Origin of the sequence: Nocardia sp. NPDC052566 (assembly GCF_044547285.1) — a bacterium.
Lineage (GTDB): Bacteria > Actinomycetota > Actinomycetes > Mycobacteriales > Mycobacteriaceae > Nocardia.
Genome location: NZ_JBIUAF010000008.1, coordinates 308,789 through 335,678 on the forward strand (window position 1 = coordinate 308,789; position 26,890 = coordinate 335,678).

A 26,890-nucleotide genomic window follows, 5' to 3' on the forward strand; every position below is an offset into this window, starting at 1 on the left:
CTCGGTATCGGGCTGATCGGAACTCACGCGCGGGATCCTTCGGGGGTTGCGGCCGCGGCCGCGTGTGCGGCGGCGGGCAGAGCGGCGGCGATACGGTCGAATGCGTCCTCGTCGAGCGCCGAGGAGACGAACCACGCCTCGTACGCGCTGGGCGGCGCATAGACGCCGCCGTCGAGTAGCGCGTGGAAGAAGGCTGGGTAGCGCCAGGTCTGACTGTCCTTGGCAGCGGCGTAGTCGGTGACCGGGCGGTCGGCGAAGAACACGCTCACCATATTGCCCGCGAACTGCACCTGGTGCTCGACCCCCGCGGTGGTCAGCGCGTCGGTGAACAGGGCGCCGAGCCGCTCGGCGTTGCGATCGAGCGCGGCGTAGACCGCGTCGTCGGCGGCGCGCAGCGAGGCGAGGCCCGCGGCGACCGCGACCGGATTTCCGGACAGGGTGCCCGCCTGATAGACCGGGCCGAGCGGCGCGAGCTGATTCATGATCTCGGTGCGACCGCCGAACGCCGCGGCGGGCAGGCCGCCACTCATCACCTTGCCGAAGGTGTACAGATCGCCGGCGACGCCCTCGAGCCCGAACCAGCCGGAGCGGCTGACCCGGAATCCGGTCATCACCTCGTCCATGATCAGCAGTGCGCCGTTGTCGTGCGCGAGCTTGCGCAGTCCCTCGTTGAAGCCGGGCAGCGGCGCGACCGCGCCCATATTGCCCGCGGCCGCCTCGGTGATCACACAGGCGATCGCGCCGGGATGTTCGGCGAAGGCCACGGCGACCGCGTCGAGGTCGTTGTACGGCAGCACGATGGTGTCCGAGGCCTGCGCCCCGGTGACCCCCGGCGAGGTGGGCAGGCCGAGCGTGGCGACACCGGATCCGGCGTCGGCGAGCAGCGCGTCGACATGGCCGTGATAACAGCCGGCGAACTTGATGATCTTGGAGCGCCCGGTGTAGCCGCGGGCCAGCCGGACCGCGCTCATGGTGGCCTCGGTGCCGGAGTTCACCAGCCGCACCCGCTCGGCGGGCGTGCGCTCGGCGATGAGCTCGGCGAGCTCGATCTCGGCCTCGGTCGGCGCACCGAAGGACAGACCGCCGACCGCGGCCCGCCGCACCGCGTCGACGACCGCGGGGTGCGCGTGCCCGAGAATCATCGGGCCCCACGAACACACCAGGTCGACGTAGTCGTTGCCGTCGGCATCGATCAGCGTGTAGCCGCTGGCGGAGGCGATGAATCGCGGTGTGCCGCCGACGGATTTGAAGGCACGCACCGGGGAGTTGACGCCGCCCGGAATCACCGAGCTCGCCCGTTCGAAGAGTTGAGCGGAAACCGGAACCGATGCCCTGGTCGCGCGCGGAGAAGAACTCACGCGAACCAGTCTGTCAGCCCGGCGCGCACGCGTCGACGACAGGGTGTAGGAGAGTGGCGTGCGTCGCAACACGCCGGACCCATTTTGGCCCGGAGAAGGACCCCCTAGAGATAGCTTCTTGATTGCCAGCACAGACCAGCTATCGGCCGGGAGGCTCGTCATGCGGATTGCCCTCATCACTGCGGTAGGCGCGGCGCTCGCCACGGCACTCGCATTCGGCGCTGGGAACGCCGGTGCCGCGGTGCCGATCGGCCAGCAGGACCGGGTCGGCCTGACCCTGAGCCACGAGGAGACCTCGGCGATCTCCGACGGACCGCTGCCCGCGCTCGTCACCATGTTCGTGCCGCTCAACAGGATCGGTGCGGGCCTGAAGAGCGACACGACCATCTACCGCGACGATCAGGGCGGCGTGCACGCCTCGCTACGGCAGATCATGATGGAGGCCGCCGACCATCCCGACGGCACCGTCACCTTCTACGTCAACGCGCCCGGCACCAGGAACGGGCGTGTGCTGGATATTTACCAGAACTGGCACTGAGTCAGCTGTACATGCACGGCGCCGCGGCCGAGACGGTGTGCAGGTAGCACATGAAGGAGTTGTAGGGGCCCGCGGAAAGACTCTCCGGCACGAAGATCGGCGCGGGCGCGACCGAAACCGCCTCCGGCGCCTGTTCCAGCGGCAGGCCGGGAGCCGCCGCGCCAGCGGTGGCCGGAACCGCGCCGACGCCTATTCCGATCGCGGCGGACACCGCCACCGTCGCACAAACCTTGCCGATCAGCCGCTTCACCAGGATTACCCTTCATCGAACGCACGAATTCCACTTGCGCCCGAAATCCTAACGGCCACAAGCATATTCCTGCGATCCCGGCGGCCGATGCCTGGTCAGGACGACGTGATGCCCAGGCAGAACAGCGCCCAGCCGGTGGTCACCAGGCAATCGAGCGGCGGCGGTAGCAGATGCAGCAACGGTGCGGGCGGTGTCGCGATGAGGACGGGAGTCACCGGTACCGGCGCCTCGGCGGCGGGCGCCGCGGCAGCGGGTGCGACGGCCGCCGCACCGATCAGGCCACCCGCCACGACCCCCGCGAGGATGCCCTTGATGCGGACTGTTGGCTTCATGGGATCGATGTTCCCCCGATCCCTGGCACAAAACTGGCTATCGACGGAGGACGCCGACCGCCCGCGCGACGCCGTCGATCGCGAGCAGGCCGCCCACCGCGACAAGCACGGCGGCGAGCAGCAGCCAGGGTGCGGAATAGCGGGTCGCCTCGAAGGCCGGTATCTCACCGACCGCACTGAATACGGTGTGGCGCAGACCGCCGCGCCAGCTCGCCACCGCACCGAGCAGGCACAGCGCGGTCAGGACCAGGTCGACGACCACCACGATCCACTTCTTCACCGGTCCGCTCCGTTCTCGCTGTCGGTATCCCGAATTCGCCGCACCGCGCCGGTCAGTTCGGTGCGCAGCGTGCGATGGTCCCTGGCCCACGCCTGCACCAGACCGCCGTCGGCGAGGCGAAGCCCGATACCGGTGCGCTTGCGCGGCACGCCGGACAGTTCGCCGAGCGCGCGCGCCGACTCCCAGTCCTCATCGTCCCAGGAATCCTCGTCGCGCTCGGGCAGCACCTCCGCGATCGAGGTCAGCGGGAGTGTCTCGGTACCCTCGCGCAACGCTTCGCCGGTGAGCGCCACACTGACGTGCCGCTGGCCCGCGATCACCTGCAGCGCAACGAAACCGGCGATCAGCGCGGCGCAGAAGATCAGCGCGAACCAGTGCACCGAACTACCGGTGACCAGCTCGACGACCAGCACGATCGCACACAGCACCGGCCCGTATGCCACGGCGCGCCAGCGGGCGCCCGGTTCGGCGAATAGCAGGGCAGCGGCCTTCGACTCCTCGGTCACGTCGGGAACAGCGGCCGCCTCAGCGCATGAGGCCGGGGATCAGCAGGACGGCGACGGTGACAACACCGAACAGGATCAGCAGGCTCAGCACGGCCAATTCCCGCCGAATGCTCTGCGGCTGTTGAATCACCACGCGCATCGAAGCCTCCGATCGACCGGAGCCTGCTGACGCGCAGATAACTCCAGGTATTCCTGTCCACTGTGACAACCCTCACGATACATGTTCGGGTGTGCGAGACAAACTCGGCGCCGGTTGGCGTCCGCGCTTTCCCTATCGCTGGTCGAGCCAGTGCGCGGCCTCGGTGGCCCAGTAGGTGAGCACGATATCCGCACCGGCCCGCCGGATACCGAGCAGCGATTCGAGTACGGCGCCGCGGCGATCGATCCAGCCGCGCTCGGCGGCCGCGGTGATCATCGCGTACTCACCGGAGATCTGGTACGCCGCCACCGGCACCGTCGAACGGTCGGCGACATCGCGCAGGATGTCCAGGTACGACATGGCGGGCTTCACCATGACGATGTCCGCACCCTCGGCCAGATCCAGCTCCAGTTCCCGGATCGCCTCGCGGCGGTTGGCCGGATCCTGCTGGTAGGTACGCCGATCGCCCTGGAGCGATGAGCCGACCGCCTCGCGGAACGGTCCGTAGAACGCCGAGGCGTATTTGGCGGCGTAGGCGAGGATGCCGGTATCGGTGCGGCCGACCGCGTCGAGGCCGCGCCGGATCGCGCCGACCTGGCCGTCCATCATGCCGCTGGTGCCGAGCAGGTCGGCGCCGGAATTCGCCTGGGCCAGCGCCATTTCCACATAGCGGTGCAGCGTCGCGTCGTTGTCGACGGCGCCGTCGGCCGACAGCACACCGCAGTGGCCGTGGTCGGTGAACTCGTCGAGACAGGTGTCGGCCATGATCACCGTCGCGCCGCCGACCTCGTCGGCCAGTGCGCGCAGGCCGCGGTTGAGGATGCCGTCCGGATCGCTGGCCTTGCTGCCGCTGGCGTCCTTGTCCTCCGGCAGCGGCACGCCGAACAGCATCAGCCCGCCGACGCCCGCCGCGACCGCCTCGACCGCCGCCTTGCGCAGCGAATCCATCGAATGCTGCAGCACACCGGGCATGGAGCTGATCTCGCGCGGTTCGTCCAGCCCGTCGGCCACGAACATCGGCAATACCAATTGCCGTGGCTGGAGGGTGGTTTCGGCCACAAGACGCCGCATCGCTGGAGTACGGCGCAACCGCCGTGGGCGGTCCAATCCGGTCATGTTCGCATGATATGCCCGCTCGCGCGCGACGGGTCGGGCGGTGCCCTCAGCCGCGGTCCGCGCTCTGGCTCAGCGCGAAGATCAGCGTGCCCATGGCCAGGAGCCCGGTCACCGCCGCGGTGATACGGAAGCTCGGTGTCACCGGAAGGAACCACACGCCGATCGCGATCGCGATGATGCCGATACTCCCCACGATGGTCCTGATCCGCTGAGCCTTGGTCATGCTGTCCTCCCGAGTCGTGCGGCGCGCCGCTCCCCCTTCTCAACCGGGTGAAACCCGGCATGGGTCGGCGTCGCGCACTCAACCATTACCGGCACAGGCGTATCCCTGCTGCCGAATCGCGCAATCACGATCGGGCCCATGCCGATTCGACGCGGTCTCGACGACTGGTCGGCTACCTGTGAACCCTTGCGGCGGATGGACATTCGCCGCCGACCTACCGGGTTGGCCGGACCCGCCGTTACGGACACTCAGCGAGATCACCCGTCCGAGGCGCATACTTCAGACGGAGGGCAACCCTGGGGGAGCCAGCATGACCGATCCGCAGACCGACGCCTCTCTCGCGCGGGCCGCCGACTTCGAATCATGGGCGGCGGTGGCGCTCGCGCAGTGGTGGCCGCTGCTCACCGGCGGGCTCGCACCGCCGGTCACCGCGCTGCGCGCGTGGCGGGCGCTCGACGGGACGGGGCGGGTGTTCCGTGTCGGTTTCATCGCGCGCAAGATCGCCGGTCCCGAGCTGATGCCGGTGGCGCGCAGGGCTTTCGAATATCTGGGCATGACGCCCGACATGCACGAGTGGCAGCAGTCGCAGGGCAGGCATCTGGTGGGCGGCACCGATGACGCGATACTGCGGGTGCGATTCTCCGATACCGCGCACACGGTGTTCGTGCGGTTGGAGAGCAGGCCGTGCGAGGTGTCGTGGGCGGCGGGGCGCAGGCTGCTCGGTACCCCCGACGAGAACGTGCCCTTCCCGAACACCAGCACGGGACCGCTCGATATCCGGGTCGCCCGCAACAGCGCCAGGCATCTGCTGGCCGACCACGGCAGGCAGTGGGCCGATCCGCACGACCCGTTCCAGCTCGGTCCGCCGACCCACGTGTTCGATGTCGGCTGGGCCTACGTCTTCCCGTGGGCGACCACCTCCTGGTACGAGGACGGCACACCGCCGCAGCTGGCCTCGGACAGCGGCGGGCCGATCGTGGTTGTCAAGGACACCGGACATACCTGGCTGCTCGGCAGCATCGGCAGCTTCGATGCCCAACTCGCCGCGTACGCGCACGATCAGGGCTATCAGCACCACATTCCCTATCCGGCGTGAACACCCGACCGGCGAACTCGGGTGATGACAGGTCGGCAATGCGCGGCAATCATCGATCGCATCCGCCGACCAGAGGACGCCCATGCCCACCGATCCGCCGGACCAGACCGCCGCGAACGAGCGAAAGCTGAACGCGCTGCGCGTCATCGCCGAGGACGGCGACGTCCGCGCCATGGCGCACCTCGCGCAACGGCTGTGGGAATCCGGCGATGCGGCGGGCGCGGAGTCGTGGCTGCGCCGCGCGGTCGAACTCGGAAGCATCACCGCAATGGCCGCGCTCGGCAGATTCCTCGCCGCCGACGGCCGGATCGCCGAGGCCGTCACCTGGTTGGCGGCCGCCGCCGCGGCGGGTGACGAGGCGGCGGGCCAGCAGCTCGGCGTGCTGCAACTGGAACGCGGCAACCTCGACGAGGCCGAGCGCTGGTTCCGCCCCGCGGCCGAAGCGGGGCTGCCCGAAGCGCTCTGCAATATGGGCGTCGTGGCCAACCAGCGCGGCAACGACGCGGAGGCGGAGTACTGGTACGAGAGCGCGGCCGACGCCGGAAACGCCACGGCCATGCGAAGTCTCGGCGTGCACCTGGCCAGGCGCGGTCAACTCGACCGCGCCATCGCACTGCTCACCGAGGCGGTGCGCCGTGGCCGCACCGACGCCATGGCCGTACTCGGCACGATCTGCCTCGGCGACGGCGACCACCTGGCGAGCGAGCGCTGGCTGCGCCGCGGGTCCGAGGCAGGTGATCCGGATTCGATGTTCCATCTCGCGCTCTTCCTGCGGGAACAGCACATTCAGCACGTACCTGGCAGTTTGGACGACCCGGACACCCTGCGCACGGTAGCGGGCATCATCACCGGCGAACCCTCGCCGCATCAGGAGGCACAGGACTGGCTCGAACGCGCTGCGGCACTGGGACATCCGCAAGCGCTGCGCCTCCTGCACGATCTCTGAGACCGGCACCCAGCCGCTCACCTTCGGCTTCCCGCACATCGAATCGTCTGCGAATGCGCAGGAATCACGGGGTGTGCGGCTGCGCGAAAACCCTTGTGGCCAGCGGAACTTGTCGGTGGCGGCCGGTAGAATCGAAGGTACGTTCGAGGGGGGAATCGACTTCCCCCGATCGTGATGGGAGGAGTCCTGTGGCCACTGTTATACCCAAGGTCGTTGCCTCGAAGGTCGTCGCGCCGAAGGTGATCGATCGGCCGTATGCCCCGCTGGAGAAGAAGCGGCTGCCCGCTGGACGTCCGCGCTCCTGGTACGTCACGCACAACCGCAGGCTGAAGGCGATGCGGCTGGCGATCGCGCTGCTGGATTCCGGCGTCTATGTCGCGAAGCAGGCCCGCAACGACGAGATCCGGCGCACCGCCGAGCTCGTCGGCATCCGCCCGCCGTCGGACACCACCTGCCGGCTGGTGCGCGACCTGATGCGCACGCGACGCTGAAAGGCGACGGGCGAAACCGATAGTGGGCGCCGTGAAAACGCGAGTGCCCGCACCGAATTCGGTGCGGGCACTACGCGCCGACTGTTCAGCGGCTGCGGCGGCTCTTCTTGCGCGGCGGCGGCAGCAGGCCCTCGGCACGCAGGCGAGCGGCGTGCTCCGCGAGCGCCTCGACCAGCGGGCCGACCTGCGCCGTCTCGGGCTGCACGTCCACGCGCAGGCCGAATTCGATGGCCGTCTCGGCGGTCTTCGGGCCGATGCAGGCCACGATGGTGCGGGTGTGCGGCTTACCCGCGATGCCGACCAGGTTTCGCACCGTGGAGGACGAGGTGAACAGGACCGCGTCGAAACCGCCGGTCTTGATCATCTCGCGGGTCTCCGCGGGCGGCGGGGAGGCGCGCACCGTGCGGTAGGCGGTCACGTCGTCGATTTCCCAGCCGCGATCGCGCAGGCCCTCGGCCAGCGTCTCGGTGGCGATATCGGCGCGCGGCAACAGGACTCGGTTCACCGGGTCGAACACGTCGTCGTAGGGCGGGAAGTCGGCGAGCAGGCCCTCGGAGGACTGCTCACCCGAGGGCACCAGCTCCGGGTTGATGCCGAACGAGCGCACCTTCTCCGCGGTGGCCTCGCCAACGCAGGCGATCTTCACACCGGAGAAAGCCCGTGCGTCCAAACCGAATTCGGCGAACTTCTCCCACACCGCGCGCACCGCGTTGGTCGAGGTGAACACCACCCACTGGTAGCGGCCGTCGACCAGGCCCTTGACCGCGCGCTCCATCTGCGCCGGGCTGCGCGGCGGCTCGACCGCGATGGTCGGCACCTCCATCGGGATGGCGCCGTGCGTCACCAGACGCTCGCTCATCTCGGCGGCCTGATCCTTGGTGCGCGGCACGAGCACGGTCCAGCCGTACAGCGCCCGCGATTCCCACCACGACATCTTCGACCGCGCGGCGACGACCTTGCCGATCGTCACCACCAGCGGGCCGACCAGTTCGGAAGCCGCGCTGTTCAGCGTCGCCAGGGTGGCCTCGATGGTGCGCTGCTGACGGGTGGTGCCGCGCACGGTCACCGCGACCGGGGTCTGCGGCGCCATACCGTGTTCGACCAGCGCGCTGGCGGTTTCGGCCAGGTGGCCGGAGGTGGCGTGCAGGACGAGCGGGCCGGGGGCGGCGGCCAGCGCGGCCCAGTCGACCTCACCGCGCACGTCGGCCTCGGTGTGCCCGGAGCCGAGCGCGATACCCGCGTAGCTCGGCACCGCCGAACCGCTCGGCAGGCCGGGCAGCACCTCGAAGACCATGTGCGAGCGGGTGACCGTGTTGACCTCGTTGATCACCGCGTCGGTGGTCAGCGGGTCACCGGCGACCACGCGAACCACGTCGTGCCCGTTGCGCGCCTCCGCGATCAGCGTCTTGGCCACCTCGGCGGGCTCGCCGAGCGCGGGACGCACGTCGACCGGGCGGGTGCCATCCGGATCCTCCTCGACCGCGATGCCGATCAGCGCGAGCACGCCCTTGTCGACATCCGGATCGGTGAATGCCAGCCGCGCCCGGCCGAGCACCTCGCGGGCCCGCACGGTGAGCAGCGCCGGGTCACCGGGACCCGACCCGACGAAAATGATCCGACCAGGTTGCTTCTTGGTGGCACGGCTGCTCATTGGCGATTCTCCATTGGGCTGGGATTGTCAAAGTCTGCGGCGGGCGTCGTCACCGCCGGTGTGGTGGAGCCGTCCGGCTCGTGGGTGCTGAGCAGCTCGCGCGCGCCCATCTCCAGCAGCTCGCGGGCCAGCGCCCGGCCGAGCTCCTCGGCCCGCTCCGGCGCGCCGACCACCGACGCGCGCAGCACGTCGGATCCGTCGATGGCCGCGGCGCAACCGCGTAGCGACAGCTCGTCCATCACGCGGCCGTCGTCGTCGAGCGATTCGACCACTTCGGCGAGCGCACCGATCGGGGCGGTACATCCCGCCTCCAATTCGGCGAGTAAAGCACGTTCCGCGGTGATCGCCGCGCGCGTCGCCGCATCGTCCAGGCCGGTCAGCACGGTGATCAACGTGGTGTCGTCGCTGCGGCATTCGACAGCGAGCGCGCCCTGGGCCGGGGCGGGCAGCATCTGCACCGGCTCCAGCGCCTCGGTCACCGCCTCGGTCCTTTCGATCCTGGCCAAGCCGGCTCTGGCGACGACCACCGCGTCCAGCTCACCCTCGGCAACCTTGCGCAGCCTGGTGTCCAGATTGCCGCGCAGCGGCACGATGTCCAGGCCGAGCCCGAGCGCACGCAGCTGGGCCGCGCGCCGTGGCGCCGAGGTGCCGACGCGGGAACCGGCGGGCAGCTCACCGAGCACGAGCCCGTCGCGGGCGACCAGCGCGTCGCGCGGATCCTCGCGCGGCGGGATCGCGGCGATGACGAAGCGCGGATCCTGCGCGGTCGGCAGGTCTTTGTAGGAGTGCACGGCGATGTCGATCGTGCCCGCGGCCAGCTCGTCGCGCAGCGCGGAGGTGAACACGCCGACGCCGATCTTCTGCACCGGGTCGGAGGACAGGTCACCGGCGGTCTTGATGACGACCAGCTCGGCCGGATGCCCGGCGGCGATCAGCGCATCGCGGACCGTGCCCGCCTGGGTGAGCGCCAGCAGGCTGCCTCGGGTGCCGATCCGCCACGGCGCGTGCGTGCTGCCTGCGGTCACGTTGTCCTCTTCCTGCACCATTGTCATGCTGTTTCACTTCCGGCATGAGCGGAGCCCTGTGTGGTCACGCTGCGCTGCCTCCTCCGGGCCTGACCGGTCATGCCGTCTGCCCCTGTTCCTCGCCGCGATGTCCGGCGGTGAAGTCGTCGGCCAGATGGTCGCCGCCGATCGCGGTGATCTCCATCGGCGCCGCCACCGCCTGTGCCGCACCGGGTTTGAGCTCGAACAGTTCGCGCAGCGCCTCGGCGTAGCTGTCGCCGCCCGGGGTGGAGGCGAGCTGTTTGACCCGCACCGTCGGCGCGTGCAGCAGCTTGTCGACCACGCGGCGCACCGTGCGCGCCACCTCGTCGCGTTCCGGATCGGCCAGGCCCGGCAGCCGCGAATCCAGGCGCATCAGCTCCGCCTCGACCACCTCGGCCGCGCGCTGGCGCAGCGCGGCGACGGTCGGGGTGACCTCGGCCATCCGCTGTCCGGCAAGGTATTTCGCGAGTTCCTCGGCGACGATCGCGCGTGCGGCGACGGTGTCGTCGGCGGCCGCGCCCGCGGCCGGATCGCGCTGCAAAGTCTCGATGTCGATGACGGTGACGCCGGGCAGGCCCGCGACCGCGTGCTCGACATCGCGGGGCAGTCCGAGATCACAGAACACCAGCGGCCGCTCCACCGCGCTGGCGCGCGCACGGTCGGCCAGTGCCCGGTGGGTATCGGCCAGCGTCACCACGGCGCCGACCGCGCCGGTACAGGTGATGACCACATCGGCGGCGGCCATGGCCTCGGTGAGCCGCGATAGTTCCATCGCCTCGGCCTCGACACCATGCGTGCCCGCGGTCGCGGCGAGCCTGCGCGCCCGCGCGATGGTGCGGTTCACCACGATGATCCGGCCGATGCCCGCGCGCGAAAGATGCGCCACCGCAAGGCCGCCCATCGCACCCGCGCCGACGACCACGGCGGTACGGCCGGTCAGCGCGCCGAGCACCTGCTGGGACCGATCGAGCGCCACCGAAACCACCGAGGCGCCCGCGCGATCGATGCCGGTCTCCGAGTGCACCCGCTTGCCGACCCGCAGCGCGTGCTGGGCCAGCTCGTGCAGCGTGCGGCCGACCGCCTGCTGCGCGTCGGCCGAGGCGTAGGCGCCGCGGATCTGGCTGAGCACCTGCTGCTCGCCGATCACCATCGAATCGAGCCCGCTGGCCACCGCGAACAGATGCTCGGCGGCGGCCTCGCTGTAGCGGACGTAGGCGTGCTTGGTCAGATCGGGCAGCGGCAGCCCGGAGTGCCTGGTCAGCAGTTCGCCCACCTCGGCGAGGCCGCCGTGGAAGGCGTCGACCACCGCGTAGACCTCGACGCGGTTGCAGGTGGAGACGATCATCGCCTCGGAAACGTGGCTGGAGGCCAGCATCCGATCGATCAGCTTCGGCCGATCGGTGTCGGTGATCGCGACCTTCTCCAGCACCGGGACCGGGGCGCTGCGATGCGAAATACCGACCAGAAGAACACTCACTGGATCACCGATCCCTTGCTTGTTGGCTCCGTTGCCGAATGCGAGGTCGTCGAATGCGACGCCGTTGAATGCTTCAGCGCCGGGTGCGCCGGCGAGGCGTGCGGCGTCGGCACGCGATGGGTGATCCGCCCGGAAACCGCGTGCGCCACCTCGGGCAGCTGCGGTGCGTTGCGGGCGGTTTCGAAGGAGAGCATCTGCAGCTCGACCGCCAGATCGACCCGGCGAACCTCGACGCCCTCCGGCGCGACCAGCTGGCACGGCGCGAAACTCAGGATGGATTGCAGGCCGGCGGCGACGAGCCGATCGCAGACATCCTGCGCGGCGTCGTCGGGCACGGTGATCACGGCGATGGTCGGGGCCAGCGAGGTGACCGCGTCCGGCAGTCCGGCCACATCGAGCACCGGCATACCGGCGACCGAGAGGCCGATCACGTCCGGATCGCTGTCGAACATGCCGACCACGGTGAAACCGCGGCGGCGGAACCCGCCGTAACCGACGAGGGCGCGGCCCAGATTCCCGGCGCCGACCAGGACAACCCGATGTCCCTCGGACAGCCCGAGCACGTCCTCGATCCTGGCGCGCAGCTTGGCCACGTCGTAGCCGACGCCACGCACGCCGTTGGGTCCGAGGAACGAAAGATCCTTGCGCAACTTCGCCGAATTGACACCCGCCGCGACAGCCAGTTCCTCACTCGATACGATGGCAACACCTTCGTCGGCCATCATGGCGAGGACACGGAGATAGGTGGCCAACCGCGCCACCGTGGCCTGCGGGATGTCTTTCTGCAGAGCCCTGCCGGAGACGCCGCCTGGCGCCTCATGCTGCTCTGTCACGTCGTCGGCTCCTCGTCCGGCCCGTGCGCGGTCCGGGTCGTCTGTCGACCTTCGTGCCCGGGACGGTCCGGTGCCGTGGTCGATGTGTCGGATTTCAAGGGTGGGTCCGCAACCTCGGCATCGCGGGTCGCGTGCCACCACCGTAACTGCTTGTGAAGCCCTGCACAAAGTCGGTGAATTTGGCCTCATTTTCCGCCGCGACCAGCGCTGTGTGCGCAAGCGACACGCGCCGGTGTCATCTCACCGATAAATCAGCCCCGCTCAGCGCGAGTCTTACGAGCGCCGTTCGCGGCCCGTCTCGCGTCCGACCGGTCGAAGCGCATGCGCCGCAGGCGCGAGTCTCGGCCGGTCGGACGCGAGACACCAGGGGCCGCGAACACGCGGCGCCGCGGGCGCCGCCAATTAGACACTGCCCAAATCAGTGCGCAATCGCGGCTCGTCTACGTCGAAATAGCTGTGCTCGCGGCCGTTCAGCAACACCACCGGCAACCGGTCGCCGTACTCCGCGCGCAGGCCAGGGTCGGTGGCGGCGGCTTCGTCCACGTCGACGGTGCTCGGCTCGATGCCGAACTCGGCGCAGATCACCCGCAATTGCGCGAGCGCGGTGGTGCACAGGCCGCAACCCGATCTCGTCAGCAGGGTCACCGAATGTGTGGCATTGGTCATGGCAAGTATTAAATCCCCTCACCACGTCGGGTTCGGTGCGCGCCGTCTGGCCGTGACTGTCACCGAATCCGGTTAGTGTGGACATGGTTCGCGCGACGGGCGGAGGTACTGGTGCCGGAACGATCGAAGGTGGCAAGGGCCGGATTCATCGCGGGACGATTCGGCGAGTTTCCGGTCAGATGGAATCAAGGCCGCCTCGGCCAGGGTCTGCAGGACCAGCTGGCACGCATCTCTCGCAGCCCCTTCGGCCCGAGCGAGGAGGAGCTGCGCGCCAACCTGGCCGGTGAGGCCAGTGCCGACGCGGCGCTGACGCTGCACGACGCCGAACTGGCCGCCGCGGCCGAATCAGCCGCCGCCGAACAGGAATCCGCGGGACCGGAGGCGCCGCGAGATCTGACCGCGGCCGCGTTCTTCGACGTGGACAACACCATGGTGCAGGGCGCGTCGATCGTGCACTTCGCCCGCGGCCTGGCCGCGCGCAAATACTTCAAGACCTCCGATCTGGTCGATGTCGCCTGGAAGCAGGTCAAGTTCCGGGTCACCGGCAAGGAGTCGAGCACCGATATGGCCAGCGGTAAGGAGAAGGCGCTCGCGTTCATCGCGGGCCGCTCCACCGCCGAATTGGCCGCGCTCGGTGAGGAGATCTACGACGAGATCATCGCCGACAAGATCTGGCCGGGCACCAGGGCGCTTGCGCAGATGCACCTGGACGCGGGCCAGCAGGTGTGGCTCGTCACCGCGACGCCGGTGGAGCTGGCGCAGGTGATCGCCAAGCGGCTCGGCCTGACCGGCGCGCTCGGCACGGTGGCCGAAAGCGTGGACGGCACCTTCACCGGTCGCCTGGTCGGCGACATCCTGCACGGGCTCGGCAAGGCGCACGCGGTGCGCACGCTCGCCATCCGCGAGGGCCTGAACCTCAAGCGCTGTACCGCCTACTCCGACAGTCACAACGATGTGCCGATGCTCTCGCTGGTCGGCACCGCGGTGGCGATCAACCCGGATTCGGATCTGCGCGAGGTGGCCAAGAACCGGGGCTGGGAGATTCGCGATTTCCGCACCGGGCGCAAGGCCGCGAAGGTCGGTGTGCCAACGGCTTTGGCGCTCGGCGCGGCGGGCGGCGCGGTGGCCGCGGTGGTCACCCGGCGGCGCGACCACTGAGGCGCGAGCGTCAGGCCCGGAGGCGGCAGCGCAGCGTCACCACCGAGGGCCCGGGAGCGCCTCACATCGAACACTGAGTATTTCTCGCCCCGTCGTTTCGGCGAACGCCGGAATCCAGTGCGGCCGAGGGGTTTACCGACTGGCTCCCGGCGTCCGCCGGGACGACGGGGAAGGCGTCCCTGGCCAGAACGTCGGCTGCGGCTAGCCGGTGAACGGGTTTCGGCGTTTGGTGAGCAATTTGTAGAGGGTCTGCTGGATGGTCTCGCGAACCTGATCGGTGACCTCGAACATGGTCATCGGGTCGTCCGCGGCCTCCGGCTCGTAGCCGGTGGTCGGGATCGGCGTGCCGAATTCGATGTACCACTTGGACGGCAGCGGCAGCGCGCCGAGCGGTCCGAAGTGCGGGAACAGCGGCGTCACCGGGAAGTACGGCAGGTTGAGCAGGCGCGCGAGCGGCTTGATATCGGCGAGCTTCGGATAGATCTCCTCCGAGCCGACGATCGAGACCGGGATGATCGGCACCCCGGAACGCACCGCCGCCGCGACGAAACCGCCGCGGCCGAACCGCTGCAGTTTGTACCGGTCGGCGTAATTCTTGCCGACGCCCTTGAAACCCTCGGGGAAGACACCGGTCAGCTCGCCGGTGCGCAGCAGGCGCTCAGCGTCGGGGCGGCAGGCCAGCGTGTGCCCGGCCTTGCGGGCGAGCATGCCGAGCACCGGCGTCTCGAAGATCAGGTCGGCGGCGAGCAGGCGCAGCGCGCGCTGCTTCGGATGCCGGTCGTGCACGGCCAGTTGCAGCATCAGCCCGTCGATCGGGACGGTGCCCGCGTGGTTGGCCACCAGCAGCGCACCGCCCACCTCGGGCACATTCTCGATTCCGCTGACCTGGACACGGAACCAGAGATCCGACAGCGGCCGCAGTGCGGGCAGGATGACCGATTCGAGGAGATGTTCGTCGAAGCCGAATTCGTCGACCTGGTAGTCGCCGGTGATCCGGCGCCGCGCGAAATCGGCTGCCTTGCCGATCTGTTTGCTCACCTCGCCGCGCACCAGGTCCGATAATGATTGCGGCGCAGGGGGTTCCGCGGCGGCGAGCCGATCGGTCAGCGAGGTCACCGAACTCGGCGCCGCCTCGCCGTCGACGGGGTCGGGCCAGCGCCGCGCGACCGGGCGCTGGCGCGCCTCGGTGTGCAGGTCGTGCAGGTGGATGACCTTCGCAACGTCATTCATGATTGTGCTCCCGTACCGGCCCCGATCAGGCCGAGCAGTTTTCGTTCTGCGACATCGATCCACGCGGGATCGAAGACGGGCCGCAACGCTGCGCCCCCGATGAAGTCGTCGAAAGCCTGCACCGTTGTCCAGCGTGGCACGAACTCGAGTTCGGTGCGCATACGCGTGGTGTCCAGGCCACATCCGAAATGGAAATAGTCGAGTTGCTCGCCGCTGAACTCCCGCATCACCGGGCCCATCAGCGTGCGGCCGATGGTGCGGAACACCGCGAACGGCACCGGCAGTTCGATCCGGCCCGCCCGCCGCACCGCCTGCGACAGTGCGAGCGCGCCGTCGCCCGCGATATTGAAGGTGCCACCGGGGCCGGTCAGCGCCGCCAGGGTCAGCGCGGCGATCGCGTCCTCCTCGTGCAGCAGCTGCAGCCTGGCGTCGCGGCCGAGCACGGTGGGCGTGATCGGCGAGCGCAGGTACTGGATGTCGCTGCCCGCCAAGCGAGGTCCGACGATTGGCGCGAATCGCAGAATAGATGTGGCAATATCCGGGCGACGACGCGCCAAACCTCGGACGAATCCTTCGATTTCGATCATGTCGCGCGCAAACCAACCACTCGGTGGCGTGCGCGCGCCCATTTCCTCGGTGAATTTCGCCGGATCCTTCGCACTGCAGCCATACACAGCCGACGACGAGCGAACCACAACTCGTTCTACGGTCGGCGATTTCTGACAGACCGCGAACAGTTGCATCGCGCCGAGCACATTGAGGTCTTTCATCACCGCGCGCCCGCCGCCCGACGGCGGGTGGGCGAGGACCGCGGCGTGCACGACGGTGTCCACATCGTTGCCGCCGATCACCTTGCGGATCAACGGATTCCGAATGTCGGCGCGCACGAATTCGGCGCGGCCCATGCGTCGCTGCAGCTCACGGGGTGGTGTCATGGTGTCGACGGCGATGATGCGCTCGACGCCGGGATCCTGCGCGAGCCGGGCGACCACGTTGCCGCCGAAGAAACGGGCGGCACCGGTCACCATCACCACCTTGGGCGAGTGTCGGTCTCTCACTTCAGATCCCACCACACCGGATCCCACCTGACAGGCCCCCGTTTCATGATTTTCGCGTTCCAGAGTAGCCGCTGTCATCCGTAGCCCCGCGAGTATTTACCAGGATCTAACGATGACTTCAGTCACCTGATACACGACTTTGACACGGTGGCGTGCAAAGCATTTCAAATATGAACACTGCAAAGCGAGAAGCCCGCCACCTCGAGAGGTGACGGGCTTCCGAGCTACCGCGCAGCGTCGAGAGCGTCAGGACCGGAGGCGGCAGCGAAGTGTTACCACGCAGGTCCCGCGAGCGCCGCAATATATACAGCGTCGAGAGCGCGGACCGGACTCGCGTCCGGCCACGGTCTTACTTGCCGAGTTTGCGCCGCTGAACACGCGTGCGGCGAAGCAGCTTGCGGTGCTTCTTCTTCGACATGCGCTTGCGGCGCTTCTTGATCACAGAACCCATAGGGTTGTTCCTCGCGTTCTCTCTACTCGGCGCGCACGCGACTTCACGCACGCAAACTGTCCGGTCGCTCGGCATGCCTCACGCCCAGTGCCCGCGCCGCCGGATACCACGGGGCACCACAAAATGGCGCCGCCGGCGGGGCGAACACGAACCGAGGGTCTATCGTACCGGGGCGTCCGGTCGAGCTATCAACCGGCGTCGAAGTAGGACGTCTCCAGGTAGTCATGCACAGCCTTCGCGTGCACCCGGAACGACCGACCCACCCGCACCGCGGGCAGTTCGCCCGAATGTACGAGTCGGTACACCGTCATTTTGGACACCCGCATCAGGTTCGCCACCTCGGCGACCGTCAGAAACTGGGTGCCACCTCCGATGACGGGCTGAGTGCCGCTCCGGCCACCTGGACCCGAGCTGCTGGACGACCCGCCGCTATTTGCAGACATCTTGTTCGAAGACATCATTGCACCATTGACCTCCGGCACGTCCGCGCCGCCGGCTTCCCCACCGGCGGAACAGACACGCACGTGCTCCTTGAAGCTTAGCGGGACCAGTGGGATTACTGCGACGGGAGTGAGAAATCAGGTTTCCTGATCGAGAACCGACCGGTTGCGTCCATACAACATCAGGTGAACGGACACGGCTCGCGAGGGCCTACTCGGACGACGCGCCCTGTTCCGCGGAGCGCTGCTTCGCGGCATGCAGTGCCTCCAGGAAGGCCGACCTGACCCCGCCGCGTTCCAGTTCACGCATCGCCGCGGCCGTGGTGCCCGCGGGCGAGGTGACCGCCGCGCGCAACTCCACGGCACTCTGCTCCGACTCGTCGAGCAGCGCCGCGGCGCCGACCATCGTCTGCACCACGAGCTGGGTGGCGACGTCCCTGGTCAGGCCGAGTGCGACGCCCGCGTCCACCATGGCCTCGACGATCAGGAAGAAGTAGGCGGGCCCCGATCCGGATACCGCGGTCACCGCGTCCATCTGCGATTCCGCGACGGTCACCACCTTGCCCACCGCGCCGAGCAGTTCGGTCACCTGGGCCAGTTGCTCGGGGCGCGCGTAGCGGCCCGCGGCGAGCACGCTCATGCCCTGCCCGACCAGCATCGGAGTATTCGGCATCACCCGGATCACCGGGAAGCCCGCGGGCAGCTGGCGTTCCAGCCGCACCGTCGGCACACCCGCGGCCAGCGAGACGAGCACCTGATCCCGGTCGCTGCCGAGGACGGCCTTGCTCAGATCGGTCAGCACGGCGTCGACGTCACCGGGCTTGACGGCGATCACCACCAGATCCGCGCCGACGGCGGCATCGGCGACCGCGTCGGTCACCCGCACCCCGAACCGGTCGGCGAGAAACGCGGCCCGATCGCGATAGGTCTCGACAACCACCAGGTCCTTTGCCGCCCGGCCCGATTCGAGCAAACCGGCGATCAACGCCTCGCCTATCCGGCCGCCGCCGATCACCGCAATTCTGGTCATGACGTTCAAGGCTAATCGCGCCGCCTGCGCGGTGACTTCCCGGGGATGCGGGCGGGCATCAGCGCGAGCTGGCGGCTCTGGGCGACGACGGCGCCGGTGGAGTCGAGGACGAGCTGGTCCTCGTCGAACATCCGGCCGCCGACCTCGCGGCTGGTCGCGATGATGCGCAGCCAGCCGGGGGCGGGTCGGCGGCGCAGGTAGGTGGTCATCTGCACGGTCGGCGCCCAGCCGAAATGGCCGAGGTTCATCGGGACCGGCGGGCTCATATCGGCCGACATCATGGCGAAGAAGGTGGCGACCTCGGGATCGGCCGCGTCGCCCGCGAACGGGCGGATCCACAGCCGCAGCCGCGGAATGCCCTTCTCGCCGGACAGGAATCGGGCCCAGTCCGTATCGATGGCGAGTTCGGCGCCCTGCGCGACATTGACGACGCTCATCGGCGAACCGGTCCCGTAGTGCAGCGCGCCCGCGGGCGGCTCGGTGGGCATCTCGTCGTCGCCCGCGTAGAGCGGCTCGCCGTCGTCGAGGTGGCCGAAGGTGAACGCGGTGCGCACCAGCGTCTTCCCGTGCTGCCTGAGATCTGTGTCGGCCAGGCAGATCTGGCGGCCGACCTTGCGGATGCGCACCTCGTACTCGATCTCGCCCGGATCAGGCGCGCCGCGGAAATCGGAGCTCGCGGCGATCGGGGCCATCTCGGCGAGTTCGGGATGGGCGGTGCGCAGCCAGCGGGTGGCCGCCGCCGCGCTCGCCGCGACCATGGTGCCGCCGTGCACCTTCGGGCCGATCGTCCACGTCGGCTCGATGGTGCCGACATAGCGGCCGACCTCCGGAGTGGTCGTCGGCAGCTCGGTCAGCGCGACCACCCGGCTGAACGGTGCGGTCGCGGTGATCGGGTCGAGATCGGTGGTCAACTCCGGCATGCGGCAACTCCTGTCGTTCCAACCGCCGCGACCGTTTACTGGTACACGACGTTCGTACAGCGTAGAACGACCGCTCTGCCACTCCACATTCCCCCTGTACCAGCACAGGGATGAAACGGTTCAACCGATTTCGCGGGCACATGGGTAACTCGCCGGGTACGGGCGAACTCGGCCGGACACCCAACCGCCGGCCCGCAACGCGAAATCTCGCGGCTGGTACTAGTGCGCTGAATTCTCGGAGAGGCGGCTCTGCGCGGGGGCGAAGCCGTTGAGGTGTTCGCGGGCGAAGGCCAGGGTGCGGTGCAGCATGCCTGCCCGGTCCTGGGTGGTGCGCGCGTTCTGGGTGTTGATCTCGGCGACGGCATGACCCGAGAAGCCGGAGCGCACGAGCATGGCGCACAGTTCGGCGCACGGCTGCGTGCCCTCGCCGGGGACGAGGTGCTCGTCGTGCGCGGCGCCGCGGCCGTCGGCCAGATGCAGGTGCGACAGGCCATGGCCCATGCGCGCGGCAAGGGCGAGCGGGTCGGCGCCCGCGGTCGAGGTGTGCGACAGGTCGAGGGTGTAGTGCCGGAAACCGGTGTCGGTGGGGTCGTAGGACGGGCTGAACGTGGTCAGCGCCAGGCCGGGTCCGCCGCGGCGCTCCAGCCGCTTCACCGAACCGGCGCCGCGGAACAGCGTGTCCGCGCGCATCGGAAACATGTTCTCCACCGCGACGATGACCGGGCTGTCCTCCTCGAGCTCCGCCACCTGGTCGGCGAATCCCTCGGCGTAGCGCCGCTGCCAGCGGAACGGCGGATGGACGACGACGGTGTCCGCGCCGAGCGCCTCGGCGGTGCGCACGCTGCGTTCGAGTTTGCTCACCGGATCCGAACCCCACACCCGCTGCGAGATCAGCAGGCACGGCGCGTGAATGGCGAGCACCGGCACGCCGTACTTGCGGGTGTACGCCTGCACGGTGGCGATGCTCTGGCTGGCCGGTTCGGCCCAGACCATCAATTCGATGCCGTCGTAACCGAGTTCGGCCGCGTAGCGGAACGCCGCCTCGGTGTTCTGCGGATACACCGACGCCGTCGACAGCCCCACCTGGATCTGCCGCGCGCCGGGCCGCGGCGCGGGATCGGGCGTCGTAGCGTGCTTCACCTGTGTCCCGTCCGCCTGCCCGATGTTCCCCACAGCAGCTCCCTACTCAGTTCGTACTGAGAAGAAAGGCTAGCGGTCCCAACGTGACAAAGGTGCCGACGACGACGGCGATCACAGTGCTGAGTACGTCATCGGTGCGGCGCAGAATCCGCACCAGCGCGACCAGACCGAGGATCACGATCATCGCCAGGGTGAGCGCCACCCACGGCAGCATCTCCCACATCCGCTCGAAGCCCTTGAACAGCAACATTCCGGCGATCGCCGCGCCAGCGCTCTGGCCGCCGAGGATCATCCACTGCCGCCGGTTGGCGTCGTCCTCCGCCTTGCGCGCGGCCCGCGAGCGGCGCGGCGCGGTCTTGGTCGCCGTCGCGCGGCCCGAATCGTGCTCGGCCGGTTCGTCGTCCAGGTCGTCGTCGGCGTCCATGCCGAGCGGCCCGTGCACATCGGTGCGACCGTCGAGCCCGTCGAAGTCGTCGACGGGCGGGCGGGGCTGGTCGCGCTTCGAGCGTCCGCGCTTGCCGTCGCGGCGCCCGCGATCCCGGCCGTGCTCGCGTTCGGCATCCGCGCGCTCGGCGCGTTCGACGCCGTCGCGCAGCAGGTCACCGGCCACCGTCTGACCGGAGAGCAACTGCTGATCCTGACTGGCCAGCGACCAGGCCGAGGTCGGAATGCCACCGGATTCGGGCGACGGCTCGCCGCGTGGCGGCGGGGCCGGTTTGCTGTTGTGTCTTCGGGCCGACCAGGCGGGCAGACCGCCGTCGCCCGCACCACGCTTGGCCGGTCTTCGCTGCGGATCCGGTTGCGGCGGTTCCGGATTCGGCGGGCGCACGGGCGCGTTCGCTCTGCTGCCACGCGGTTCCGCCACCGGTAGCGGCGCCGATTCCGGCGCGAACTCCGCGGCGGGCGGTGCCCACGCCGCGGTGGACGGGCCCGCGTCGACGGCGGCCTCGGCCTCCTCGGCCGCCTCCTTGGCCCGGCGGCGCGCGGCGCGGCTGCCCGGCTTCGGCTCGCTGAAATCCAGTGCGGGCGCGCCGCGCTCGCGTTCCGGCAGCGGTGCGCGCGCGGGCGGTGCGGGGCGCACATCGCGCAGCGGCCGCACCTCGGTGGTCGGATCCTCGGGCTCGGGGCGGTGCCTGCGGCCGGTGCGGCCGGAACCGATCGACGGTGCGGCGCCACCGGACAGTGGATCCGGTGCGTAGCGATCGGGCGAATACGAATCCGGCGCGGGCGCATAGGCATCGGGCAGCGGATCGGCGGGGGCGCCGTGCCGCGAGGACGGCATCTCCCGGCCCGGCATGACGCGGCCGGAACGTCCCGAGGGATCGAGCGGGTTGTACATCGAGATCGGCCCCGACATCGGGGAGTAGCTCGGCAGGTCGGGCGCGGGCTCGGGTGGTGCGTACGAAACCGGCTCCGGCGCTGAGTATTCGGGGGCCGCAAAGCCCGATCCCGAATAATCGGGCACCGAATAGTCGGGCCCGGAGTAGTCGAACGAGGGGGCGGCCGCTACCGGTTCGTCCGGGATGTCGGTATCGGGTGCGGCGTGCGAGGACTGCCCACCGCCGATGACCGGCAGATCACCGGTCAGCTCGGCGACCGAGATGCCGCGACCACCACGCCTGCGCCTGCCACCGCCGCCCGATGCGGGCGCGGAACCACCTTGGCCGTTGCGCGCCAACAGTTCCGCGACCGATAGCTGCTTGCCTTCGTCCGTCAAGACGGCACCGCCTCCGATAGGGCGGCACCGCCGCCGGGTACCGGCTTGCCGCTCGCGGCCGCCGGTCCCTGGGTGGTCATCGCCCTAAGTCCGCCGTTCATATCGGTATCCAGTTTGCGCAGGATCAGCCCTTCCCGCAGCGCCCATGGACAAATTTCGAGCGTATCCAGCGATAGTGCCCGCATACTCGCCTCCGCGACCAATGCGCCAGCCACCAATTGCTGTGACCGATCGGAACTTACCCCTTCCAATTCTGCACGGTCCGACGCCGTCATTCTGGAGATGAAGGCAATCAGTTGGCGCAGACCTGAGCTGGTGAGTGTACGACGCACCCGGGGGCCCGCCGCCGAGGGTGCCGCTCCGGTCAGCCGGGCAAGCGACCGAAAAGTCTTGGAGGTGCCGACCGCGAGGTCGGGGCGGCCCGCGTCGATCAGCTGTTTCGACGGTGCGACGAGCTCGGCGTCCAGCCAGTCGCGCAGCACCGCGACCCTGCGCTTACCCGGCGGATCCTCGCGCAGCCACTCCCTGGTCAGCCGGCCCGCACCGAGTTGCAGCGACAGCGAGATGTCCGGATCCTCGTCGCCGCCGTTGCTCATTTCCAAAGAGCCGCCGCCGATATCGAGGTTGAGGATGCGCCCCGCGCTCCAGCCGTACCAGCGCCGCACCGCGAGGAAGGTCAGCCTGGCCTCGTCGGCGCCCGCGAGCACCTGCAGGTCGACACCGGCCTCGGCGCGCACCCGCGCGAGCACCTTGTCGGAGTTGGTCGCCTCGCGCAGCGCGGAGGTCGCGAACGCCATCAGCTCGACACATCGGGAGGTCTGGGCGATGCTCGCGAATTCGGCCACGGTGGCGATCAATTTCTGGGCGCCGGCCTCGGTGATCCGGCCGGCGTCATCCATGTTCTCCGACAGGCGCAGCGTCGCCTTCGTCGAGCTCATCGGCATGGGATGACCACCACGGTGTGCGTCCACCACGAGCAGGTGGACGGTATTACTTCCGACGTCTAGTACCCCAAGCCGCACATGAACACGGTACTGGGTACTCCGGCACTTTAGGCCAAGGCGGTGGCCTCGGCTTCGCTCGTCCAAGCGCAAGAGACTGAAGACGGACTGCGTCCGGCAGTGCTTGTCAGGCATTGAACTGTTAGCGTCTGGCAGTGTGACGGTAGGCGCATCCGCGAGCGGTCCGAGTAGCCCCCGACCAGCGGGGAAGATCGATCCGAGCCCAGAGGTCGATCTCGATTTCCCCAGGGAATGGATCGAGTTCGTCGATCCGGCAAACGATGAGCATCTCATCGTCGCGGATCTGACGTGGCTGCTGTCGAGATGGACGTGTGTCTTCGGCACCCCCGCCTGCCAAGGAATCCTGTCCGACCGCCCGGACGACGGCTGCTGTTCGCACGGCGCCTTCCTGTCCGACAAGGACGATCGCAAGCGGCTGCAGAAGGCTGTGAAAATGCTCACACCCGAGGATTGGCAGCTGATGGGCGAGGCCGTCGACGCCAACGGCAAGGTCACCAAGAAGGGTTTCCTCGAGGAGGACGAGCTCGAGGACGAGGTGTCGCTGCGCACCCGGCGCTTCGACGGCGCCTGCATCTTCCTCAACCGGCCCGGCTTCGAGGGCGGCGTCGGCTGCGCGCTGCACACGATGGCGCTGCGCAAGGGGATCGAGCCGCTGGAGGTGAAGCCGGATGTGTGCTGGCAGCTGCCGATCCGGCGCACCCAGGACTGGGTCGACCGGCCCGACGGCGTGCAGATCCTGCGCACCGTCGTCACCGAGTACGACCGGCGCGGCTGGGGCCCTGGCGGCCTCGACCTGGACTGGTACTGCTCCGGCTCGCCCGACGCGCACGTCGGCCAGCGCCCGGTCTGGCAGTCCTACGGCCCCGAGCTGAAGGAACTCCTCGGCGGCCCCGCCTACGAGGAACTGGCCAGGCACTGCAAGCGCCGCGAGGGCCTCGGCCTCATCGCCATCCACCCGGCCACCGTGCACGCGAACCGAATGAAGGAGCCCCCGCTCAGCGCGCCTGATATGTAGAAAGGCGACGACTGATCTCGCGAGCACATGCGTAACTCCTGGGGCACGCCCGGAACCCGGCCAGGCTGCCAACCGCCGGACGCCAACGCGAAATATCGAGGCTATCCGGTCTGGCCTGAAGTCGCGGGGAGGCGGGCAAGCTTCACACGTAGGTCACCCATGCTTCATTCACTCGAGGTTTGATACTCGGTCATGTCGAAGAAAGTTCTGGCGCTGGTGACCCTCGCGGTCGGCGCCACCCTCAGCATGACCGGCGTCGCACACGCGGAGCCGAATACCGATCCGGCCAAGTACGCGGATTTCACCGCCGACTTCGTGCCCGCCAACACCCCGGACGCACTCAATGCCAAGGCGTCCGGCAAGAACTTGATCATGAGCCCGTACGGGACCTCGCGCACCATCGCCTGCAAGGGCAACGGCACCACGGTCGACCTGTACGACTGCATGCAGGAAGACGATCTGGGCTGGATCACCCTGCGCAAGACCGACACCCCCATCGGCCCCACCTGGCTCTACCTGCCTTAATACCCCCGTGTAGTCACGAATCCCGTTGTGCTCATCCGCCTCTCCGCGACTTCAGGCCAGACCTGGGTGCCACGGAGGTAACGTAGGCGGCCGGCAGTAAGGCGCTGGCGAAGTTCTGGGCGTACCCGACGAGTTACCCATGTGCTCACGAAATCAGTTGTCCCGTTTCGTGAACACATGGGTTTCCTGCTTCAGGCCTCAGGCTTCGAGTTTGTAGCCGAGGCCGCGCACCGTGACGAGGTGCTCCGGCTTGGCCGGGTCGGCTTCGATCTTGGAGCGCAGGCGCTTGACGTGCACGTCGAGCGTCTTGGTGTCACCGACGTAATCGGCGCCCCAGACGCGGTCGATCAGCTGGCCGCGGGTCAGTACCCGGCCGGAATTGCGCAGCAGGTATTCGAGCAGGTCGAACTCCTTGAGCGGCAGGGTGACCGGCTTGCCGTTGACCAGCACGGTGTGCCGGTCGACATCCATGCGGACCGGGCCCGCCTCCAGCACGCCGCTCTCGTTACCGCCGTCCAGCTCGTCGCCCGCGCCGCGGCGCAGCACGGCACGGATCCTGGCGATCAGCTCGCGGGCCGAATACGGCTTGGTCACATAGTCGTCGGCGCCGAGCTCGAGCCCGACCACCTTGTCGATCTCGCTGTCCCTGGCGGTCACCATGATCACCGGAACACCGCTGCGGGTCCGCAGCTGCTTGCATACATCGGTGCCGCTCATGCCGGGCAGCATGAGGTCGAGCAGCACGATATCCGCGCCGGACCGGTCGAACTCCGCGAGCGCGGACGGTCCGTCACCGACCACGGTGACCTCGAATCCCTCCTTGCGCAGCAGGAACGCGAGCGGATCGGCCAGCGACTCCTCATCCTCGACGATCAGAACACTGGTCATCTGCGTGCCTCCACACCGTTGGGTCTGCTCGGCCCCTGGGGGCGCGGGCTTGTTTCTCTCATGCTCACCGTCGGCTCCACGGCGTCCTCTTCTCCGTCGGTCTCGTGGTGGGCAGGTATTCGCAGGGTGAACGTCGATCCGGTGCCGAGCTTGCTCCACAGGGTGATCTCACCGTTGTGGTTGGCCGCCACGTGTTTGACGATAGCCAGCCCGAGGCCGGTACCGCCGGTGGCGCGCGAGCGGGCCTTGTCGGATCGGAAGAAACGCTCGAACACCCGTTCCTGGTCTTCCTTGCCGATACCGATGCCTCGATCGGTGACGGCCATCGCCACGTGATCGCCGCGCAGCGAGCGGCTCACCGAGACGTGTGAACCCGGCGGCGAGTACGCGATGGCGTTCTCCACCAGGTTGGACAGGGCGGTGACCAGCAAGGTTTCATCGCCGAGCACCTCGAGCCCGCTGGGCCGGTCGGTGCTGACGGTGATGCCTGCGGCCTCGGCGGCGGTGCGCGAGCGGTCGACCGCCTGCATCACCACGGTGTCCACGTCGACCACCTCGAGCTCGGGCAGCTTCTCCGCGCCCTGCAATCGCGACAGCGCGATGAGTTCGGTCACCATCTTGCCGAGGCGCCGCGATTCACCGAGCATGCGCTGGCCGAAGTGGCGCACCGCCTCCTCGTCGTCGGCGGATTCCAGCAGCGCCTCCGCGAGCAGGCTCAGCGCGCCGACGGGGGTCTTGAGCTCGTGGCTGACATTGGCGACGAAATCGCGGCGGGTGGCCTCCATCCGGGCCTGTTCGGAATCGTCGTCGGCGAACAGCACGGTGAAGCTGGTTTCCTCGCGCGAGAGCTGCCTGGCGACGCCGCGCACGGCGATCCTGCTGCGGCCGGGCATCGGATTCTTCGCGGTCAGGTCGAATTCGGTGGACTCCCCCGTGGCGAGCACCTTCTCGACCGCGGCCCAGGCGCGCTCGTCGAGCAGCCGGTTGCGGACCAGGCCGAGTTCCTCGGCGCGCGGATTCACCAGCACCACATCGCGATACTCGTCGACGACGGCGATGCCGCTCTCGGACGCGAGCACGATCAGATCGAGCACCTGCGACATGGTCAGCCCGGAATCGGCCTGCCTGCGCGCGGCCTGTCTGGCGTTCATATACGGGATCAGTAGCCCGCCGACTGCCAGGCCGACGACAGCCGCTAGGACTGCCAACAGCACGGCCTGCGGAACACTCACACTTGAATCGTACGGTCGCCAACCGGCTGACCAACTCCGGGTGCGCGAAGTTTCGCGCAGGTCACAGGGCATTTAGCCCCCGTTAGCCGCATGTTTACGCAGAGTTGGGTGTCGCG

30 protein-coding genes are annotated in these 26,890 nt (G+C 68.8%); 7 read left to right on the forward strand and 23 right to left on the reverse strand.

What is annotated here, in order from left to right; translation table 11 throughout:
• Nucleotides 1–23: 23 nt before the first annotated feature.
• The gene (hemL, locus tag ACIG5A_RS39750) at nt 24–1,358 is read right to left on the reverse strand and encodes a glutamate-1-semialdehyde 2,1-aminomutase (RefSeq protein ID WP_397249965.1); all 1,335 of its coding nucleotides are present in this window, start codon (nt 1,356–1,358) and stop codon (nt 24–26) included.
• 160 nt (nt 1,359–1,518) lie between these two features.
• Between hemL and ACIG5A_RS39755 the strand changes: the two genes are divergently transcribed.
• The gene (locus ACIG5A_RS39755) at nt 1,519–1,896 is read left to right on the forward strand and encodes a hypothetical protein (RefSeq protein WP_397249967.1); all 378 of its coding nucleotides are present in this window, start codon (nt 1,519–1,521) and stop codon (nt 1,894–1,896) included.
• A 1-nt stretch (nt 1,897) separates the two neighbouring features.
• Here the strand turns inward: ACIG5A_RS39755 and ACIG5A_RS39760 are convergent, their stop codons facing one another.
• The 6 genes from ACIG5A_RS39760 to ACIG5A_RS39785 all read right to left on the reverse strand — a co-directional run bounded on the left by ACIG5A_RS39760 (nt 1,898) and on the right by ACIG5A_RS39785 (nt 4,742).
• Nucleotides 1,898–2,146: a hypothetical protein gene (locus tag ACIG5A_RS39760; protein WP_397249969.1), complete on the reverse strand. Its 249-nt coding sequence runs from the start codon at nt 2,144–2,146 to the stop codon at nt 1,898–1,900.
• A 95-nt stretch (nt 2,147–2,241) separates the two neighbouring features.
• Nucleotides 2,242–2,478 (reverse strand): hypothetical protein, encoded by a 237-nt coding sequence (locus ACIG5A_RS39765; protein ID WP_397249971.1) that lies wholly within the window; start codon nt 2,476–2,478, stop codon nt 2,242–2,244.
• Between the two features lie 37 nt (nt 2,479–2,515).
• On the reverse strand, nt 2,516–2,758 hold the full coding sequence (locus ACIG5A_RS39770) for a hypothetical protein (RefSeq protein ID WP_397249973.1): 243 nt from the start codon (nt 2,756–2,758) through the stop codon (nt 2,516–2,518).
• Complete coding sequence (locus ACIG5A_RS39775; RefSeq protein WP_397249975.1) at nt 2,755–3,264, reverse strand: hypothetical protein; 510 nt, start codon at nt 3,262–3,264, stop codon at nt 2,755–2,757. The genes ACIG5A_RS39770 and ACIG5A_RS39775 overlap by 4 nt, the downstream gene beginning before the upstream one ends.
• 271 nt (nt 3,265–3,535) lie before the next feature.
• Nucleotides 3,536–4,519: a porphobilinogen synthase gene (gene hemB / locus ACIG5A_RS39780; protein ID WP_397249976.1), complete on the reverse strand. Its 984-nt coding sequence runs from the start codon at nt 4,517–4,519 to the stop codon at nt 3,536–3,538.
• A gap of 46 nt (nt 4,520–4,565) precedes the next feature.
• The gene (locus ACIG5A_RS39785) at nt 4,566–4,742 is read right to left on the reverse strand and encodes a hypothetical protein (protein ID WP_397249978.1); all 177 of its coding nucleotides are present in this window, start codon (nt 4,740–4,742) and stop codon (nt 4,566–4,568) included.
• 310 nt (nt 4,743–5,052) lie between these two features.
• On the opposite strand from ACIG5A_RS39785, the gene ACIG5A_RS39790 reads away from it, so the two are divergent.
• The 3 genes from ACIG5A_RS39790 to ACIG5A_RS39800 all read left to right on the forward strand — a co-directional run bounded on the left by ACIG5A_RS39790 (nt 5,053) and on the right by ACIG5A_RS39800 (nt 7,275).
• Nucleotides 5,053–5,838 carry a hypothetical protein gene (locus ACIG5A_RS39790; protein WP_397249980.1) on the forward strand — a complete coding sequence of 262 codons (786 nt, stop codon included), beginning with the start codon at nt 5,053–5,055 and terminating at the stop codon, nt 5,836–5,838.
• 82 nt (nt 5,839–5,920) lie between these two features.
• Nucleotides 5,921–6,784: a tetratricopeptide repeat protein gene (locus tag ACIG5A_RS39795; protein ID WP_397249982.1), complete on the forward strand. Its 864-nt coding sequence runs from the start codon at nt 5,921–5,923 to the stop codon at nt 6,782–6,784.
• Nucleotides 6,785–6,972: 188 nt separating this feature from the next.
• Complete coding sequence (locus tag ACIG5A_RS39800) at nt 6,973–7,275, forward strand: hypothetical protein (protein ID WP_397249984.1); 303 nt, start codon at nt 6,973–6,975, stop codon at nt 7,273–7,275.
• An 85-nt stretch (nt 7,276–7,360) separates the two neighbouring features.
• Here ACIG5A_RS39800 and ACIG5A_RS39805 read toward each other — a convergent pair whose 3' ends face one another.
• The 5 genes from ACIG5A_RS39805 to ACIG5A_RS39825 form a co-directional block, all read right to left on the reverse strand.
• A complete protein-coding gene (locus ACIG5A_RS39805) occupies nt 7,361–8,926 on the reverse strand; it encodes a uroporphyrinogen-III synthase (protein ID WP_397249986.1) in 1,566 nt (521 codons plus the stop codon).
• Nucleotides 8,923–9,978 (reverse strand): hydroxymethylbilane synthase, encoded by a 1,056-nt coding sequence (hemC, locus tag ACIG5A_RS39810; protein ID WP_397249988.1) that lies wholly within the window; start codon nt 9,976–9,978, stop codon nt 8,923–8,925. The genes ACIG5A_RS39805 and hemC overlap by 4 nt, the downstream gene beginning before the upstream one ends.
• Before the next feature lie 70 nt (nt 9,979–10,048).
• Nucleotides 10,049–11,449, reverse strand: coding sequence for a glutamyl-tRNA reductase (locus ACIG5A_RS39815; protein ID WP_397249990.1), 1,401 nt, complete (start codon nt 11,447–11,449; stop codon nt 10,049–10,051).
• Nucleotides 11,446–12,282: a redox-sensing transcriptional repressor Rex gene (locus tag ACIG5A_RS39820; protein WP_397249992.1), complete on the reverse strand. Its 837-nt coding sequence runs from the start codon at nt 12,280–12,282 to the stop codon at nt 11,446–11,448. The genes ACIG5A_RS39815 and ACIG5A_RS39820 overlap by 4 nt, the downstream gene beginning before the upstream one ends.
• 402 nt (nt 12,283–12,684) lie before the next feature.
• Nucleotides 12,685–12,948 carry a glutaredoxin family protein gene (locus tag ACIG5A_RS39825; RefSeq protein ID WP_397249994.1) on the reverse strand — a complete coding sequence of 88 codons (264 nt, stop codon included), beginning with the start codon at nt 12,946–12,948 and terminating at the stop codon, nt 12,685–12,687.
• A 207-nt stretch (nt 12,949–13,155) separates the two neighbouring features.
• Between ACIG5A_RS39825 and ACIG5A_RS39830 the strand changes: the two genes are divergently transcribed.
• On the forward strand, nt 13,156–14,106 hold the full coding sequence (locus ACIG5A_RS39830) for an HAD family hydrolase (RefSeq protein ID WP_397250338.1): 951 nt from the start codon (nt 13,156–13,158) through the stop codon (nt 14,104–14,106).
• Nucleotides 14,107–14,307: 201 nt separating this feature from the next.
• On the opposite strand, the gene ACIG5A_RS39835 is transcribed toward ACIG5A_RS39830, so the two are convergent.
• The 9 genes from ACIG5A_RS39835 to ACIG5A_RS39875 form a co-directional block, all read right to left on the reverse strand.
• Nucleotides 14,308–15,336: a lysophospholipid acyltransferase family protein gene (locus ACIG5A_RS39835; RefSeq protein ID WP_397249996.1), complete on the reverse strand. Its 1,029-nt coding sequence runs from the start codon at nt 15,334–15,336 to the stop codon at nt 14,308–14,310.
• On the reverse strand, nt 15,333–16,364 hold the full coding sequence (locus ACIG5A_RS39840; protein WP_397250340.1) for an NAD-dependent epimerase/dehydratase family protein: 1,032 nt from the start codon (nt 16,362–16,364) through the stop codon (nt 15,333–15,335). The genes ACIG5A_RS39835 and ACIG5A_RS39840 overlap by 4 nt, the downstream gene beginning before the upstream one ends.
• A 379-nt stretch (nt 16,365–16,743) precedes the next feature.
• The gene (locus tag ACIG5A_RS39845) at nt 16,744–16,845 is read right to left on the reverse strand and encodes a 30S ribosomal protein bS22 (RefSeq protein WP_003402602.1); all 102 of its coding nucleotides are present in this window, start codon (nt 16,843–16,845) and stop codon (nt 16,744–16,746) included.
• 188 nt (nt 16,846–17,033) lie between these two features.
• Nucleotides 17,034–17,306, reverse strand: a complete 273-nt coding sequence (locus ACIG5A_RS39850) for a helix-turn-helix domain-containing protein (RefSeq protein WP_397250342.1) — start codon at nt 17,304–17,306, stop codon at nt 17,034–17,036.
• A 190-nt stretch (nt 17,307–17,496) separates the two neighbouring features.
• Complete coding sequence (gene proC, locus ACIG5A_RS39855) at nt 17,497–18,315, reverse strand: pyrroline-5-carboxylate reductase (protein WP_397249998.1); 819 nt, start codon at nt 18,313–18,315, stop codon at nt 17,497–17,499.
• Between the two features lie 11 nt (nt 18,316–18,326).
• Nucleotides 18,327–19,235, reverse strand: coding sequence for a thioesterase family protein (locus ACIG5A_RS39860; RefSeq protein WP_397250000.1), 909 nt, complete (start codon nt 19,233–19,235; stop codon nt 18,327–18,329).
• A gap of 219 nt (nt 19,236–19,454) precedes the next feature.
• The gene (locus ACIG5A_RS39865; protein ID WP_397250344.1) at nt 19,455–20,318 is read right to left on the reverse strand and encodes a sugar phosphate isomerase/epimerase family protein; all 864 of its coding nucleotides are present in this window, start codon (nt 20,316–20,318) and stop codon (nt 19,455–19,457) included.
• 103 nt (nt 20,319–20,421) lie between these two features.
• Nucleotides 20,422–22,092 carry a hypothetical protein gene (locus ACIG5A_RS39870; RefSeq protein ID WP_397250002.1) on the reverse strand — a complete coding sequence of 557 codons (1,671 nt, stop codon included), beginning with the start codon at nt 22,090–22,092 and terminating at the stop codon, nt 20,422–20,424.
• The gene (locus ACIG5A_RS39875) at nt 22,089–23,114 is read right to left on the reverse strand and encodes a hypothetical protein (protein WP_397250004.1); all 1,026 of its coding nucleotides are present in this window, start codon (nt 23,112–23,114) and stop codon (nt 22,089–22,091) included. Before ACIG5A_RS39875 ends, ACIG5A_RS39870 begins: the two co-directional genes overlap by 4 nt.
• Nucleotides 23,115–23,250: 136 nt before the next feature.
• On the opposite strand from ACIG5A_RS39875, the gene ACIG5A_RS39880 reads away from it, so the two are divergent.
• Both ACIG5A_RS39880 and ACIG5A_RS39885 read left to right on the forward strand, forming a co-directional pair.
• A complete protein-coding gene (locus tag ACIG5A_RS39880) occupies nt 23,251–24,129 on the forward strand; it encodes a hypothetical protein (protein ID WP_397250006.1) in 879 nt (292 codons plus the stop codon).
• Between the two features lie 192 nt (nt 24,130–24,321).
• Nucleotides 24,322–24,654: a hypothetical protein gene (locus ACIG5A_RS39885; RefSeq protein ID WP_397250009.1), complete on the forward strand. Its 333-nt coding sequence runs from the start codon at nt 24,322–24,324 to the stop codon at nt 24,652–24,654.
• 198 nt (nt 24,655–24,852) lie between these two features.
• Here ACIG5A_RS39885 and ACIG5A_RS39890 read toward each other — a convergent pair whose 3' ends face one another.
• Both ACIG5A_RS39890 and ACIG5A_RS39895 read right to left on the reverse strand, forming a co-directional pair.
• The gene (locus ACIG5A_RS39890) at nt 24,853–25,542 is read right to left on the reverse strand and encodes a response regulator transcription factor (RefSeq protein ID WP_014988578.1); all 690 of its coding nucleotides are present in this window, start codon (nt 25,540–25,542) and stop codon (nt 24,853–24,855) included.
• On the reverse strand, nt 25,539–26,774 hold the full coding sequence (locus ACIG5A_RS39895; protein WP_397250011.1) for a sensor histidine kinase: 1,236 nt from the start codon (nt 26,772–26,774) through the stop codon (nt 25,539–25,541). Before ACIG5A_RS39895 ends, ACIG5A_RS39890 begins: the two co-directional genes overlap by 4 nt.
• Nucleotides 26,775–26,890 lie beyond the last annotated feature (116 nt).

Excerpts from the sequence above, each read along its gene's own strand:
- ACIG5A_RS39755 (WP_397249967.1), top strand. The coding sequence starts at position 1,519 with ATGCGGATTGCCCTCATCACTGCGGTAGGCGCGGCGCTCGCCACGGCA.
- ACIG5A_RS39765 (WP_397249971.1), bottom strand. The coding sequence starts at position 2,478 with ATGAAGCCAACAGTCCGCATCAAGGGCATCCTCGCGGGGGTCGTGGCG.
- hemB (WP_397249976.1), bottom strand. The coding sequence starts at position 4,519 with ATGACCGGATTGGACCGCCCACGGCGGTTGCGCCGTACTCCAGCGATG.
- ACIG5A_RS39785 (WP_397249978.1), bottom strand. The coding sequence starts at position 4,742 with ATGACCAAGGCTCAGCGGATCAGGACCATCGTGGGGAGTATCGGCATC.
- ACIG5A_RS39790 (WP_397249980.1), top strand. The coding sequence starts at position 5,053 with ATGACCGATCCGCAGACCGACGCCTCTCTCGCGCGGGCCGCCGACTTC.
- ACIG5A_RS39795 (WP_397249982.1), top strand. The coding sequence starts at position 5,921 with ATGCCCACCGATCCGCCGGACCAGACCGCCGCGAACGAGCGAAAGCTG.
- ACIG5A_RS39805 (WP_397249986.1), bottom strand. The coding sequence starts at position 8,926 with ATGAGCAGCCGTGCCACCAAGAAGCAACCTGGTCGGATCATTTTCGTC.
- hemC (WP_397249988.1), bottom strand. The coding sequence starts at position 9,978 with ATGACAATGGTGCAGGAAGAGGACAACGTGACCGCAGGCAGCACGCAC.
- ACIG5A_RS39825 (WP_397249994.1), bottom strand. The coding sequence starts at position 12,948 with ATGACCAATGCCACACATTCGGTGACCCTGCTGACGAGATCGGGTTGC.
- ACIG5A_RS39835 (WP_397249996.1), bottom strand. The coding sequence starts at position 15,336 with ATGAATGACGTTGCGAAGGTCATCCACCTGCACGACCTGCACACCGAG.
- ACIG5A_RS39840 (WP_397250340.1), bottom strand. The coding sequence starts at position 16,364 with ATGGTGACCGGTGCCGCCCGTTTCTTCGGCGGCAACGTGGTCGCCCGG.
- ACIG5A_RS39845 (WP_003402602.1), bottom strand. The coding sequence starts at position 16,845 with ATGGGTTCTGTGATCAAGAAGCGCCGCAAGCGCATGTCGAAGAAGAAG.
- ACIG5A_RS39850 (WP_397250342.1), bottom strand. The coding sequence starts at position 17,306 with ATGATGTCTTCGAACAAGATGTCTGCAAATAGCGGCGGGTCGTCCAGC.
- proC (WP_397249998.1), bottom strand. The coding sequence starts at position 18,315 with ATGACCAGAATTGCGGTGATCGGCGGCGGCCGGATAGGCGAGGCGTTG.
- ACIG5A_RS39860 (WP_397250000.1), bottom strand. The coding sequence starts at position 19,235 with ATGCCGGAGTTGACCACCGATCTCGACCCGATCACCGCGACCGCACCG.
- ACIG5A_RS39885 (WP_397250009.1), top strand. The coding sequence starts at position 24,322 with ATGTCGAAGAAAGTTCTGGCGCTGGTGACCCTCGCGGTCGGCGCCACC.
- ACIG5A_RS39890 (WP_014988578.1), bottom strand. The coding sequence starts at position 25,542 with ATGACCAGTGTTCTGATCGTCGAGGATGAGGAGTCGCTGGCCGATCCG.